At 38.8% G+C, this 13,669-nt stretch carries 16 protein-coding genes; 5 read left to right on the plus strand and 11 right to left on the minus strand.

Translation table 11 applies throughout. From position 1 onward, the window contains the following. Positions 1-6: 6 nt before the first annotated feature. Positions 7-852, minus strand: a complete 846-nt coding sequence (locus tag AAFN64_RS06675) for a substrate-binding domain-containing protein (protein ID WP_347759775.1) — start codon at positions 850-852, stop codon at positions 7-9. A gap of 149 nt (positions 853-1,001) precedes the next feature. After that, on the minus strand, positions 1,002-2,519 hold the full coding sequence (locus AAFN64_RS06680) for a succinate CoA transferase (protein WP_300490786.1): 1,518 nt from the start codon (positions 2,517-2,519) through the stop codon (positions 1,002-1,004). A 158-nt stretch (positions 2,520-2,677) separates the two neighbouring features. Here AAFN64_RS06680 and AAFN64_RS06685 point away from each other — a divergent pair, with 158 nt between their 5' ends. Next, a complete protein-coding gene (locus AAFN64_RS06685; RefSeq protein WP_136404190.1) occupies positions 2,678-3,508 on the plus strand; it encodes an AraC family transcriptional regulator in 831 nt (276 codons plus the stop codon). Here the strand turns inward: AAFN64_RS06685 and AAFN64_RS06690 are convergent. From AAFN64_RS06690 to AAFN64_RS06710, 5 genes are all read right to left on the minus strand, one after another. Then, on the minus strand, positions 3,505-4,041 hold the full coding sequence (locus AAFN64_RS06690; protein WP_347759777.1) for a GNAT family N-acetyltransferase: 537 nt from the start codon (positions 4,039-4,041) through the stop codon (positions 3,505-3,507). The two genes, AAFN64_RS06685 and AAFN64_RS06690, sit on opposite strands and share 4 nt — an antisense overlap. Further along, on the minus strand, positions 4,038-4,481 hold the full coding sequence (locus AAFN64_RS06695) for a DinB family protein (protein WP_347759779.1): 444 nt from the start codon (positions 4,479-4,481) through the stop codon (positions 4,038-4,040). The genes AAFN64_RS06690 and AAFN64_RS06695 overlap by 4 nt, the downstream gene beginning before the upstream one ends. A gap of 1 nt (position 4,482) precedes the next feature. After that, positions 4,483-5,355 carry a nucleoside phosphorylase gene (locus tag AAFN64_RS06700; protein ID WP_347759780.1) on the minus strand — a complete coding sequence of 291 codons (873 nt, stop codon included), beginning with the start codon at positions 5,353-5,355 and terminating at the stop codon, positions 4,483-4,485. Positions 5,356-5,370: 15 nt separating this feature from the next. After that, complete coding sequence (locus tag AAFN64_RS06705; RefSeq protein WP_300490773.1) at positions 5,371-5,721, minus strand: translation initiation factor; 351 nt, start codon at positions 5,719-5,721, stop codon at positions 5,371-5,373. 107 nt (positions 5,722-5,828) lie between these two features. Continuing rightward, positions 5,829-6,779: a 2-oxoglutarate and iron-dependent oxygenase domain-containing protein gene (locus AAFN64_RS06710; RefSeq protein ID WP_300490770.1), complete on the minus strand. Its 951-nt coding sequence runs from the start codon at positions 6,777-6,779 to the stop codon at positions 5,829-5,831. A gap of 219 nt (positions 6,780-6,998) precedes the next feature. Here AAFN64_RS06710 and AAFN64_RS06715 point away from each other — a divergent pair, with 219 nt between their 5' ends. The 3 genes from AAFN64_RS06715 to AAFN64_RS06725 all read left to right on the plus strand — a co-directional run bounded on the left by AAFN64_RS06715 (position 6,999) and on the right by AAFN64_RS06725 (position 10,017). Then, entirely contained in the window at positions 6,999-8,975 is a 1,977-nt protein-coding gene (locus AAFN64_RS06715) for a dehydrogenase E1 component subunit alpha/beta (protein WP_347759783.1), read from the plus strand. A gap of 173 nt (positions 8,976-9,148) precedes the next feature. Then, positions 9,149-9,601, plus strand: coding sequence for a hypothetical protein (locus AAFN64_RS06720; protein WP_347759785.1), 453 nt, complete (start codon positions 9,149-9,151; stop codon positions 9,599-9,601). Between the two features lie 116 nt (positions 9,602-9,717). After that, positions 9,718-10,017 (plus strand): hypothetical protein, encoded by a 300-nt coding sequence (locus AAFN64_RS06725; protein ID WP_300490761.1) that lies wholly within the window; start codon positions 9,718-9,720, stop codon positions 10,015-10,017. A 68-nt stretch (positions 10,018-10,085) separates the two neighbouring features. Here AAFN64_RS06725 and AAFN64_RS06730 read toward each other — a convergent pair whose 3' ends face one another. After that, the gene (locus tag AAFN64_RS06730) at positions 10,086-10,538 is read right to left on the minus strand and encodes a GNAT family N-acetyltransferase (RefSeq protein ID WP_300490758.1); all 453 of its coding nucleotides are present in this window, start codon (positions 10,536-10,538) and stop codon (positions 10,086-10,088) included. 760 nt (positions 10,539-11,298) lie between these two features. On the opposite strand from AAFN64_RS06730, the gene AAFN64_RS06735 reads away from it, so the two are divergent. After that, a complete protein-coding gene (locus AAFN64_RS06735) occupies positions 11,299-11,628 on the plus strand; it encodes an SMR family transporter (RefSeq protein WP_347759787.1) in 330 nt (109 codons plus the stop codon). 2 nt (positions 11,629-11,630) lie between these two features. Here AAFN64_RS06735 and AAFN64_RS06740 read toward each other — a convergent pair whose 3' ends face one another. The 3 genes from AAFN64_RS06740 to AAFN64_RS06750 form a co-directional block, all read right to left on the minus strand. Continuing rightward, positions 11,631-12,014 carry a DUF3037 domain-containing protein gene (locus AAFN64_RS06740; protein WP_300490753.1) on the minus strand — a complete coding sequence of 128 codons (384 nt, stop codon included), beginning with the start codon at positions 12,012-12,014 and terminating at the stop codon, positions 11,631-11,633. Further along, positions 11,992-12,786: a HipA family kinase gene (locus AAFN64_RS06745; protein WP_300490750.1), complete on the minus strand. Its 795-nt coding sequence runs from the start codon at positions 12,784-12,786 to the stop codon at positions 11,992-11,994. The genes AAFN64_RS06740 and AAFN64_RS06745 overlap by 23 nt, the downstream gene beginning before the upstream one ends. Before the next feature lie 112 nt (positions 12,787-12,898). After that, positions 12,899-13,663: a type 1 glutamine amidotransferase domain-containing protein gene (locus AAFN64_RS06750; RefSeq protein ID WP_347759789.1), complete on the minus strand. Its 765-nt coding sequence runs from the start codon at positions 13,661-13,663 to the stop codon at positions 12,899-12,901. Positions 13,664-13,669 lie beyond the last annotated feature (6 nt).

The following is a 13,669-nucleotide window of genomic DNA, read 5'->3' on the forward strand; positions in this document are numbered from 1 at the left end:
AAATACTTATTTTATGACGGATTCATAAGCGGCTTTGGTTTCGATTATTTTTAAATCGAATAATTGATTTTGAATTTTTTCAAAGGTTTTTTTATCCGGTTTTTTTTGCGACCAACGCGTTAGCTGTAGCCATTCCTGTATGTCTTCCGTTTTTTGATTAAAACGATTTGCCAGTGTTCGGTCGATACTCGGAATTTCTTTAAACTCGCGGGTAGTGGTATTGATAATTTCCAGAATTTGATCAATCACATGTTTATCGGTTGCCAATACCTCATTGCGAACGGCAATTACAAATGACGGCCATGGCGTAGGGCAATCGCCCAAATGACGGAAGGTACCGTTATCCACCAATGGTTTGGTCATAAAACGTTCCCACATAAAATAATCGGCTGTTCCATTGGTAAGTGCTGTAACGGCACCGTCGATGGTGTTTACGATTTCAAAAGGAATGTTTTGGGTATCCCAGCCTTCGTTTTTAGCATTTACGATCGACATCAGTTGTGAACCCGATCCGATCCGACTGATCGCCGCTTTTTTACCATTTAGATCGCTCAGTTTTTGATAAGCCGATTGCGCGCCTACATGGATACCCCAAAGCAAAGGCGATTGTACATAAATTTGAACAATACTGCTCGGATTGCCATTGGAGATATCTTTCAGGATGCCTTCGGTTAAAATAATAGCGATATCGGTTTCGTTATCGCGGAGCATCTGACACATTTTCCCGGTTCCTTCGGGTACATCGGTCCATTGTAAATCGATGTCCACCTCGTTAAATTCGCCGTTTTCAATGCATAAATGCCAGGGTAAATTAAAGTGCTCGGGTACTCCTGCAATTCGAATTGTTTTCATGTGAAAAAATTAATTGCTAAGATAGTAAGAGTAAATAAATTTTTGTGATAAGAAGGGGTTAAAAATAAACATTCCCCGTATAATAACTTAGAAATTACTATCGGGGAAAGTTTTCGCAAATAAACAAAGAAAACAACACAAATGTTACCTTACCCTTCGTAGGTTACAAGGCAATTTTGTTTCATGGTGCCTGTTTCCAGGTATCTTGTATGGAAATTAAAAGCTTCTTCCAGTATATGTGGTGTATGCCCGCCGCGTTCGCAGGCTCTATCGAAATATCCTTGTAACTGTTCGCGGTATTCGGGATGGGCGCAATTTTCGATGATCACTTTAGCGCGTTCGCGTGGTGCCAGTCCGCGTAAATCGGCCAGACCTTGTTCGGTTACCAGAATGTCTACGTCGTGTTCCGTATGGTCGGTATGGGATACCATTGGCAACACATGGGAAATAGCATTTCCGTCTTTTGAAGCCGACTGTGTTACGAAAATACTAAGGTAGGCATTACGGGCAAAATCACCCGAACCGCCAATTCCATTCATCATCTTCGTTCCGGAAATATGCGTCGAATTGACATTGCCGTAAATATCAAATTCGATAGCCGTATTGATTCCGATAATACCCAAGCGACGGATCACTTCTGCGGAATTACTGATATTCTGCGGACGAAGGACGATTTTGTCTTTATATTGATCGAAATTGTTTAACAGGTGTTGGTAACAGGATTCCGAAACGGTAATGGACGAAGCCGAAGCAAATGTCATTTTACCGGTATCCATCAGTTCGAAGGTACTGTCCTGTAATACTTCGGAATACATTACCAGATTTTCAAAATCACCTTTAGCCAACCCCGACAATACCGCATTGGCCACCTTACCGATACCGGCCTGTAATGGCATCAAAGATTTTGTTAAACGCCCGCTTTGTATCTCTTTTTCAAAAAAGGCCAGTAAATGGTTGGCAATGGCAGTGGTTTTGGCATCCGGAGCGGTGGTTTGCGCCGGACTATCCGGGATTTCGGTAAAAACGATTCCGGCCACTTTATCCGGGTCAATACGGATAACATCGGAGCCAATGCGATCGTCGGAAGCCGTAATGTTTATGACATCACGATTAGGGTAGTGGGTTGGTATAAAAATATCGTGTATTCCTTTAAATTCAAAAGGAATGGACGTGTTGATTTCAATAATGATTTTGTCGGCCAGATGGGCAAAAGTAGCCGAGTTTCCAACGGAAGTTGTTGGGATTATATGCCCGTTAGTATCGATATAAGTGGCTTCTATAATCGCAAAATCCAATTGGGGAAGGTGTTTGTTTTCGAGTAATTCGGCTGTTTCGCTAAGATGCTGATCAATAAAAAGAATGGCACCACTGTTGATTTTTCCCCGCATTACCGGATCGACCTGAAAGGGCATTCGTTTGTAAAGGGCATTCGTTCGGGCCAGATCGGCATCGGTAGTATGACCAAGGGAAGCACCGGTAATCAGGGTAATTCCGATGGCCTCATGTTCGGCACGCAACGCAAAAGCCGGTAAAACCGCTTTACTGTCGCCGGCCTTTGTGAATCCGCTGGAACCGACAACCATTTTATCTTTAAAAAAAGCGGCGGCCTGGTGGGCGGAAATCACTTTGTCTTTGTATTTTTGAAATTGAATTCTTTCTGGGTTCATAAAATGATTTTTTGATAAAAAATTAAACCAAAAAATAAAGTTTTATTAACAAAAGCTTTTACTTGTTTTTATTCTGATTGGTTTAGTTTACAATTTTAAAGAAATAATCCAGTAGCGAATTATTGTAATAAGCCAAAAAAATATTCATTTCAGACAGCATGGAAAAGGAAAACCTAAAGGTAGAGAAGTATTATACCAAGGATGTGGACACGGATAAAAACAGTATTTATTGCCATCACGATCTGATGGGTGAATTATTGATTCCGACGCATAAACATGAAAAAGCGCAGCTGTTGTATACCGAGGGCGGACTGGTTTATGTGACCACCGAAACCAAAACCTACTTTTTACCGGCGCGCCATTTTATGTGGATTCCGGATACTATCAAACACAGTATTCATCCGAGTTCGGAAAATGTAATGATGCGAAACCTCTATTTTCCGGTCGACAAAAACGAACATTCCTTTTATAATAATGAAGGGATTTACCCGGTTAACGATTTGCTACTGCAAATGATGTTGTTTACCAACCGTTGGAATGGCAATCTAAAAAAAGGAAGCCGTAATTATTTTATTGCAAGGGCTATTAAGGCCATCTTACCGGAGATTTGCGAAACCAACCTGCCATTAGCATTACCAACAGCCAAAGACAAACGATTGTTAAAAGTGATCACCTATCTGGATGAGCATCTTGATGAAACTATTTTCTTTTCCACATTGGCCGAAAAATTCGGATTTAGTGAACGTTCGTTATATCGTTTGTTTCAAAAAGATATGGGTATGTCGTTTATACAGTTTTTTACCATCCGGAGAATGCTGAAAGCGATCGAATTATTGCTGGAAAAACGACTACCGGTTAGTGAAGTAGCTGTTGCGGTTGGTTATAACAGTATACCGACCTTTAGTAATACGTTTTATAAGTTATTGGGACAACGCCCGTCGGATTACCTGAACGGTGTGGAAATCCTAAAAAAAAATCAGCAGGTTTAACTGCCGATTTTATTATTTTTAAATTCAAACCAAATGGTTTCGATTCCTTCATCCAGAAAAGATTCCGTATGTACGGGTTGTAGTTTATGTAATATCGTGTTAGAACCGGTATTTCCTTTTTCGGCATTGGCATATACTTTTTCGAGTTTCATAACCGAAAAAGCGTATTCCAAACAAGCGCTGGCGGCTTCAAAACCATAGCCTTTTCGCCAATGCTCTTGTACCAATCGGTACCCAAGGTCGTAAAAATTCCGATGACCGTTTACTTCTTCTGTGTTGATCAATTTAAGCCCCGTCCAACCAATAAACTCGTTTGTGTCTTTTAATAGCATTGCCCAACGACCAATACCATTCGTCTCGTATTGTTTTCGAATAAAGGAAATGGCATTTTGTGCTTCTTCTATGGTTGTAATAGGAGATTTTCCCAGGTATTCATGAACTGCCGGATTGGAATCTAATCGGAAAATACCTGCGGCATCATTAGGGTGCAATTCCCGGATGATCAGTCTGTCGGTGGTGATAATGGGTTTCATTTTCTGATTTCGATTAAATGATGTTGCAAATGATGGATATAATCGGTCATTAAAAAGCGTAAATCCGATGTAGTTCCGTCTGGTAAAAGCAACGGTAAAGCTAGTGTTTCTGCGGTCTGACACTGCATTATAAAAGCGATTTGCCGGTTTAAAGCAGCCCATAATAGCAGTAATTCGGTACTTTCACGTTGCTGATACTGGTTGGCTTTAACCTGCTCGTCCTGATTGTACGGGCGAACCGAATACGGACTTTCAGCGTACTGAATTTCCGTAAAACGTTCCAGATTGTAGCGTGCCGAATCAATCAAATGCCCCAGTATCTCTTTTTTAGACCAAATAGTCGCAGCAGATTTTACTTCAAAACCGGATAAATGCCCTTCGTGAAACTGACGTTCAAAAGCTGTAATATCTGCGATAAGTTGTGAAGCCAGCGTATGCATGTTATTCGACCAGTTTATTTAATGTATATAGGATAAGAGCATCAACCGCTTTATACGGATCTTCGCTAAAAGTACCATTGGCACGATTGGCAATGATTGCGTTAAGGGATAAGGCCTCGTGACCCAATAAACGGGAAAGCCCATATATAGCGCCGGTTTCCATTTCCAGATTGGTCATTCGCGTACCGTTATAGTTAAAACTGTCCATTTTGGCATTTAGTGCTTCGTCCTGAATCGGAAGGCGCAATACGCGTCCTTGCGGACCGTAAAAACCACCAGCCGTACCGGTAAATCCTTTGTGAATTTCGGTACTTTCGATTTTCTGAGCCAGTTTTTCACTGCCTTTGATTACATAAGGTTTCCCTTTGCGCATGTCCCAGTTGGTATGCGCTATAAATGCGTCTTCAATAGCTGTTTCGGAAATCGAATCGATGATATAGGAGCGGAGCATATTGTCCAGTCCTAAGCCATATTCGGACATTACAAAGCTGTCAACCGGAATGTCGTTTTGTAAAGAACCCGATGTTCCGATACGAACAATATTCAGGGAAGTAAGCTCCGGCTTAACCATACGGGTGTTGAGGTCGATATTAACCAAAGCATCCAGTTCGTTCATCACGATATCAATATTGTCAGGGCCAATTCCGGTAGACATCACCGTAAGGCGTTTGCCTTTATACGTACCGGTTTCGGTTTTAAATTCACGCTTTTGTGTCGAAAATTCAACGGTATCAAAGTGTTTGGTGATTTTTGAAACCCGGTTTTGATCACCTACAAAAATAATATCGGTAGCGATGTTTTCCGGTTTCAGATTTAAGTGGTAAACACTACCGTCGGGATTCAGGATTAATTCAGATGATTTAATTGCTGTCATTATGTATGTATTTTATTAACCGCCTACGCGTTTTATTTTATAGCCTTCTTTTGTCAGGAAATCCATGATTTTGTCACGGAAATTCCCCTGGATGATAATTTCGCCGTCTTTTGCGGAGCCACCCACGCCGCAAAGCGTTTTTAGTTGTTTAGCAAGCGTCTTCAGGTCGTCGTCATTACCGACAAACCCTTTGATGATGGTTGCCACTTTTCCGCCCCGGTTCTTTTTGTCGAGGTGCGCTTCCAGTTTTTGCTGACCGGGAGCAAGGGTTTCTTCCTGCTCGGACTCGGTATTTAATTCAAAATCTTTATTGGTGGAAAAAACAAATCCGCCTAAATCTTCCAAACTACTTATTTTCTTTGCCATATTACTAAATCGGTTCGATGCATTGCTGCATTTCAAAAAAGGTTGTAAAAGATAAAAGACATTGAGTGTAAAACCCAATGTCTTTTACGATTTTATAAAAATAAGGATTATTTTTTAATTAAGCCCAAATCAACCAAACGTTCGTAAAGGAAATCACCGGCGGTAATATCGTCATAACGTTTTGGGTTTTCGGCATCGATACAGTTTTCCAGACAGTTAAGCGGCATTTCGCTTATCGGGTGCATAAAAAACGGAATCGAAAAACGGGAAGTCCCCCATAATTCACGTGGCGGATTAACCACCTGGTGAATGGTCGATTTTAGTTTATTGTTGGTGTGACGGGAAAGCATGTCACCCACGTTGATCACTAATTCATCATCTTGGGCAATGGCATCAATCCAGTCACCGTTATGATTTTGAACCTGTAATCCTTTACCTTGCGCACCCATTAATAAGGTGATCAAATTAATATCACCGTGTGCAGCGGCACGAACGGCATTTTCCGGTTCCTGTGTAATAGGAGGATAGTGAATTGGACGTAGAATACTGTTTCCGTTTTTGATGTAGTTGTCAAAATAAAACTCATCCAGTCCAAGGTATAACGCTAACGCTCTTAAAACATATACGCCGGTTTTTTCCAACATCTGATAGGCTTCTTTACCTACCGTGTTAAATTTAGGAAGTTCGGCAACTTCCACATTTTTAGGATATTCGGCTTCCAGTTTCGGGTCGTTTTCGACATACTGACCAAAATGCCAGAACTCCTTTAAGTCGCCTTCTTTTTTTCCTTTGGCGTGTTCTTTTCCGAAAGAAACATAACCACGCTGTCCACCAATTCCAGGAATTTCGTATTTTTCTTTTACCTCAAGTGGTAATGTGAAAAAATTACGAACCTCACCATAAAGTTCATCAACTAATTTGTCATCTAAAAAATGACCTTTTAATGCTACGAAGCCGATGTCTTCGTAGGCTTTTCCGATTTCATTTACAAATTTTTGTTTACGTACCGGGTCGTCCGATAGGAAATCACGCAAGTCAACACTGGGAATGTTTTGCATCTTGAAAAATTTTGTTAATAACTTTTTGGTTGTGAAACCATTATAAAACAAAGGTAAATAATAATTTTTAGATAAAATTTATAAAGTTATCAACAATGGGAATGAGCGTGGTAATTACCCGGGTGAATCCGATAATTTGGGAAAATATTTAGATAACAATTCCATTGGTGATGGTTATTTTTTTATACTTTTGGAAGCGTTTAATCAAAGCACAACATCATGAATTTTGATCGGAAAAATCTAAGTGACGAAAAACTATTAGATTTATATAAGAAATTAATCAAGCCAAGGCTGATCGAAGAAAAAATGCTGATCCTGATCCGTCAGGGGAAAGTTTCAAAATGGTTTTCCGGTATTGGACAGGAAGCTATCTCAGTAGGAATTACATCCGTTTTGGATAAAGACGAATATATTTTACCAATGCACCGCAACTTAGGGGTGTTTACAACCAGAGAAATCCCATTGTACCGTTTGTTTTCACAATGGCAGGGAAAAGGGGATGGTTTTACCAAAGGACGTGACCGTTCGTTCCACTTCGGAACACAGGAATATAAAATTATCGGAATGATATCGCATCTTGGACCACAATTAGGCGTGGCCGATGGTATTGCTTTAGCTAATAAATTAAAGAAAAACGGAAAAGTTACCGCGGTTTTTACCGGTGAAGGTGCTACTTCCGAAGGTGATTTCCACGAAGCATTAAATATTGCCGCAGTTTGGGATTTACCGGTACTTTTTGTGATCGAAAATAACGGTTACGGATTGTCGACACCAACAAACGAACAATACCGATGTGAAAACCTGGCCGATAAAGGAATTGGTTATGGAATGGAAAGCTATATTATCGACGGAAACAATATTCTTGAGGTATATACAAAGATTGACGAGTTGGTAGCTTCCATGCGCGAAAATCCGCGCCCGGTACTATTGGAATTCAAAACCTTCCGTATGCGAGGGCATGAAGAAGCCAGTGGAACCAAATATGTACCACAGGAATTAATGGATATGTGGGCAATTAAAGATCCGGTAGATAATTTCCGCAAATACCTTTCGGAAGCAGGAATCCTGACACCGGATATGGATGAGGCTTATCGTGCTGAAATCAAAAAAGAAATTGACGAACATTGGGCAAAAGTTCAGGCAGAACCTGAAATTGTGGCAAACCTTGACGAAGAGTTAAATGATGTGTACAGACCGTATACACATGAAGCATTCGATCATAATGGAGAAGTGGAAAACATTCGTTTGGTAGATGCGATTTCACAAGGATTAAAACAATCGATGGAGCGTCACGATAATCTGGTGATTATGGGACAGGATATCGCCGAATACGGTGGAGCCTTTAAAATAACAGATGGTTTTGTAGCACAATTTGGAAAAGAACGTGTTCGCAATACGCCAATTTGTGAAAGTGCAGTAGTTTCTGCGGGTATGGGATTGTCTATTAACGGACATAAAGCTATTGTAGAAATGCAATTTGCAGATTTCGTTTCTACAGGATTTAACCCAATTGTGAACTATTTGGCGAAAGTGCACTACAGATGGCAGGAAAATGCCGATGTAGTAGTGCGTATGCCTTGCGGCGGTGGAACTCAGGCTGGACCTTTCCACTCGCAAACGAACGAAGCCTGGTTTACTAAAACACCGGGATTAAAAGTGGTATATCCGGCTTTTCCATACGATGCCAAAGGACTTTTAAATACGGCAATCAACGATCCGAATCCGGTAATTTATTTCGAGCACAAACAATTGTACCGAAGTATTTATCAGGATGTTCCTAAAGACTATTACACGATTCCTTTTGGAAAGGCGGCTATGATTAAAGAAGGTGAAGACGTAACGGTAATTTCATTTGGAGCCGGTGTACACTGGGCTTTGGATACTTTATCCAAACATCCTGAAATTAAAGCCGATTTAATCGATTTACGTACGTTGCAACCATTGGATATGGAAACGATTTATGCATCGGTTAAAAAGACAGGTAAAGTGATCATTCTTCAGGAAGATACCCTTTTCGGAGGTGTGGCCAGCGATATTTCATCGATGATCATGGAGAATTGTTTTGAATATCTGGACGGACCAGTTAAACGTGTAGGAAGTTTAGAGAGTGCTATTCCATTCGTAAAAGCACTGGAAGATCAATACCTGCCAAAACAACGATTTGAAAACGATTTACTGGAATTAGTAGCGTACTAGTGTTCCAATTTTCGATAGCTTAAAAAAGCCGCATCAACTGATGCGGCTTTTTTAATGAAATTCTAATAAAAAAAATCAAATAGGTTGTTAGTTATATGTCTTTTTGTTTGTAATTTTATAATAAATAATTACTTTTTTAAGTAAAAAAAGAATAATAATCTAAAATTATAAATATGAAAAAAGCAATTTATTTTAGTTTGTTAATGGTCTTTTCATTAACCGTTTTTGCTCAGGAAGCAGCTGTAAAAAAAGCATCTAAAAAAGCCGATACCGAAACGGCTAAAACCAAAAAGAAAGCAGACGATGCTAAAACAGCAATAAAAAAAGAAGTCAAAGACGATACGAAGGCCGTAAAAGAGAAAAAAGTAACTGCCGATGCCAAAAAGACCGTCAAAGATGATGCTAAAGCGGTAAAAGAAAAAGCGACCAAAGCAACCGCGGATGTAAAAGCGGATGTTAAAAAGACGAGTGCGACAGAAGCGAAAAAAGTAACTGCGGTTAAAACAGCAAAAGTAGCGTCGGAAGATAAGGTAACAGGGACATATAATGGGAAAAAAGTATATACCGGACCAAGAGGTGGTAAGTATTATATCAACGACAACGGTAATAAGACTTATATAAAATAATATAAATCAGCAATGTATAAAAAGTCACAAGAAATTGTGGCTTTTTTAATACTGTTTTATGAAATCTTTAAGGGAATTTTTTTTAATTTAGTTAATATATGTGAGTATTTAATTAAATGAAAAAAGAACTTATGGATGCAAATTTTGAAATAGTTAGCAAAGAAGAGATAGAAACACTAAACTTTCCTGAAAATGATGTATTGGAAGAAGACGGATTGGCTATTAAAAGAAGAATAGAAGATCTGAATCGCGCTTTAGCGTTGGGGAATTTAGAACATGGAAAAATTAAAATTTATTTTGAAGATAGTGTTTCTAAAAAAGTTGTTGAAACTACTATATGGGGCGTTACGGATGAACGTATCATTTTAAAGCAAGGCGTAGTGATCCCGATACACAGGATTCATAAAACAATTTAAACCGCAGCATAACACTAAAAAAGAAGTTTCAGACTTCTTTTTTTTATGGTTACTATATATCAGAAGAACTACAAGATAATCTTTCGCATACAAAGACTACTTGCAATACCTTCATATTGTCCAAAATTTGGAATCAAATGATATCCCGATTTTTCATAAAGACGAACGGCTTCAGTATGTTCTTTTCCGGTTTCTAAAATACACTCCGAAAAAAACAATTCTGTGGCCCATCTTTCCAACTCTTTTAATATTTCTCTAGCGATTCCACGGCCGCGAAAATCAGGATGTACATACATTCTTTTGATCTCTGTTATGTCATCCGAAAATTGTCTTAAAGCGCCACAACCAACCGCTTTATCTTCTTTGTATGCTAAAACTACATGTTTAATTTTATCAATTTGGTTAAACTGCTCAAAAAAAGAATGTTCTTGTCCATCCTTAATTTTTAATTCATGATCCAGTAAAGCAACAAGATCTTTAAAGTCCTTGTTGTTAGATGTTGTTCTTATTAAAATTGGCATAATTAAAAAATTATTTAGACAGATTTTAAAAAGAAATGGGGCTTGGTAAAGATACGAATGTTTACTAAAAAGGAGTGAATTTTATCTGTTTACTTTACATTATTTGATTTAAAATATAAAAAAAGGTTACAAAAATAATGTTTTGTGATGTTTTTTGATTTTATTGAGGTATGATTTGAGATTATATGTAAGAATTTTAACGACGATATGATAAAACGATAAAAACGCGCCAAAGGTGTTATTATAATACAGTCAAGGTGAAATTTTCAGATTACGTTTCTTTTTAAAACCGAACAGCTTAGCTTAGGCTTATAATAGTAACATAATGGAATAGAAAATTAAAAACTGTTCGGTTTATAAAAGGAATAGTAAAAAAGAGAAAAATTAATGCGGTTTGAAAAGACAGTCAGCGGACTGACTGTCTTACAAACTCACATAACACACTTTTGTTTAGTCCTTAAAATAAAAAATACTGAAATAAATTAAATGAAATCAAGGACTTATTCTGATGTTGAAAAAATACTACAAAACCAAAAACATCATAACTAAACGCTAGCGTATTACACAAACAAAAGAAAGAAATAACAGTAACTTTTTCACCATTCTCACATACGCATAAACACTTAGTTTTTTGTAATTGAAGTTTTAAGTGTCTTTGAGTATTATAATGATGCTTTATTAGAAGGATATACCCATTTTGGATAATTGTAAAATACAAATCATATTAAAAACGTATCTTTAAGAACTTAAAGAAAGGAAGATGAAATACCTGTTTTTGATAATAGCTATTTTTTTTGAGGTGATAGCGACCAGTGCTTTAAAATCGTCTGAGCAGTTTACCCGATTGTGGCCTAGTGTAATAGCAATTGTTGGTTATGCCACGGCCTTTTATTTTTTGTCGTTGACACTTAAATCAATGCCAATAGGAATTGCCTATGCCATTTGGTCGGGCTTGGGAATAGTATTGATTTCTGCGATTGGTTATTTGGTTTATAATCAATCCCTCGATTTCCCGGCTATAATCGGAATCCTTTTTATAATTATTGGAGTACTGATTATCAATCTGTACTCCAATAGTGTTTCTCATTAATATTATAAAACCAGTTCGGTAAAAAGCCGATCAATAGTACCGTCCAGATTGCCGCAAAAACCGGGATGGGGACGGGATGTTTGTATGACAGAACTCCTAACTGCCGTAAGCCAGCGAAAACGGGAAGGGATATCGAGTTGGGCTATTGGCCCGCCATTTTTGTCGCCAAGTGCAATTTTTTGAAACGACTCCAGATTCTGTTGTAACTGTTCGATATCCAGTTCGTCTGAAAGCATAAGGAGCCTTTGTTCGTTAATGGAAAAACGAACATTGATGTATTTGGCACTTTTAGAAAAAAGAATAATGCCGACATTCAAAAATTCTTCGCGCTCAACCTTAGGCAAAACGCGGATCACTGCATATTCATATAAGTGTTTGTCTTGCATTTTGCGCTTCTTTTATAAAAATTTCGGAATTGTTTTTTCGCATCAGTAAAAACTGTATATAAACTTCTTTCAGCTCTTCCGGAGCATCGCGATTATCGTCCCATAATAACCATTCATCCGGGATTGTATTTACGATTTCCCGGATCTTTTCTTCCGTTAAAATCGCTTTAAATACCGAGTCAACCTGCTCCAGTTCTGTTGCTTTGGGTAATAAAACATGATCTTTGATCAATGCAAAAGGACTTTTAGCATGGTTTTCCCAATTGTTCCAGGAATGATGGAAATAAAAAGAAGCGCCGTGATCGATGAGCCATAACTCTTTATGCCAGATCAGCATATTGGTATTTCGGAAAGTCCGGTCTACATTGGTTATAAAGGCATCCAACCAGACTATTTGTGAAGCTAAAAGTGGGTCAACATCGGTAACAACGGGGTCAAATGTGATGGCGCCCGACAGGAAGTGTAGGGCCAGATTTAATCCCTGACTTCCTTGTAAGAGATCCTGTATTTCCTCGTCGGCTTCGGTACGGCCAAAAGCTTCATCCAGATTGGCGAAAACGATTTCCGGAACCCGAAGTCCTAAAGCACGTGCGATTTCACCACCTATAAGTTCTGCTATTAAGGCTTTACTACCATGACCGGCACCTTTGAATTTGAGTACATATTTAAAATCATCGTCGGCCTCAGCAAGGGCTGGAAGCGAGCCGCCTTCCCGCAAAGGGGTTATATAGCGGGTCACCTGAACCGTTCGTAAATGGAGTGTATCACTCATAAAGCTTTGTTTTGTATACTGTCACAAATGTATTAAAAAGGAAAGAATTTTTTGAAGCACAAAACCTGACAGGTTTTCGCAAACCTGTCAGGTTTAATATAGAGTAATCCGATTATAATTTTTTCAATTCGGCTAAAACCGTTTTTCCGACAGCTTCCGCAGAGGCCGGATTTTGACCGGTAACCAAACGTTGATCCGCTACGACATGCGATTGCCAGTTACCCGTTTTTTCAAACTTCGCACCACGCGCTTTTAATTGATCTTCTAACATAAAAGGTACTACTTTTTCCAATCCAACAGCAATTTCTTCTTCATTGGTAAAGCCATTTACTTTTTTACCGTCGATTAAATAGTTCCCGTTGCTCAGTTTGATGTTAAGCAAACCTGCCGGCCCGTGACAAACGGCACTGACGATTCCGTTATTTTCATAGATTTTGGTTGCAATAGCGGCAATTTCTTTATTTTCGGGTAAATCCCACATCGCACCGTGACCACCTGCATAGTGAATCGCTATATAGTCTTTAGGATTAACTTCTGAAGGTTTCATCGTGTTTTCCACTTTTGCATGGTACACTTTGTCATCCCAGAATTTTTTATTGATCGGATCTTTTAAATCAAATCCATCTACCGGAGCTTTTCCGCCTTTTGGGCTTACAAAATCGATTTCATAGCCGGCGTTGTGTAATACTTCCCACGGATGTGAGACTTCGCTAAGGAAATACCCGGTTGGTTGTCCGGTGTTGCCTTTTTGATCATGGCTGGTTACCACAAATAAGATCTTCTTTTTCATAGTTCCTGTTTTTTTTGTTTGCGCGACAGCATTTACACCGCTAAAAAGCAGCATTAGACTGGTTACTATCGTTAAAATTTTTTTCATGATGAT

Source organism: Flavobacterium sp. CAU 1735 (assembly GCF_039888695.1).
Taxonomy (GTDB): domain Bacteria; phylum Bacteroidota; class Bacteroidia; order Flavobacteriales; family Flavobacteriaceae; genus Flavobacterium.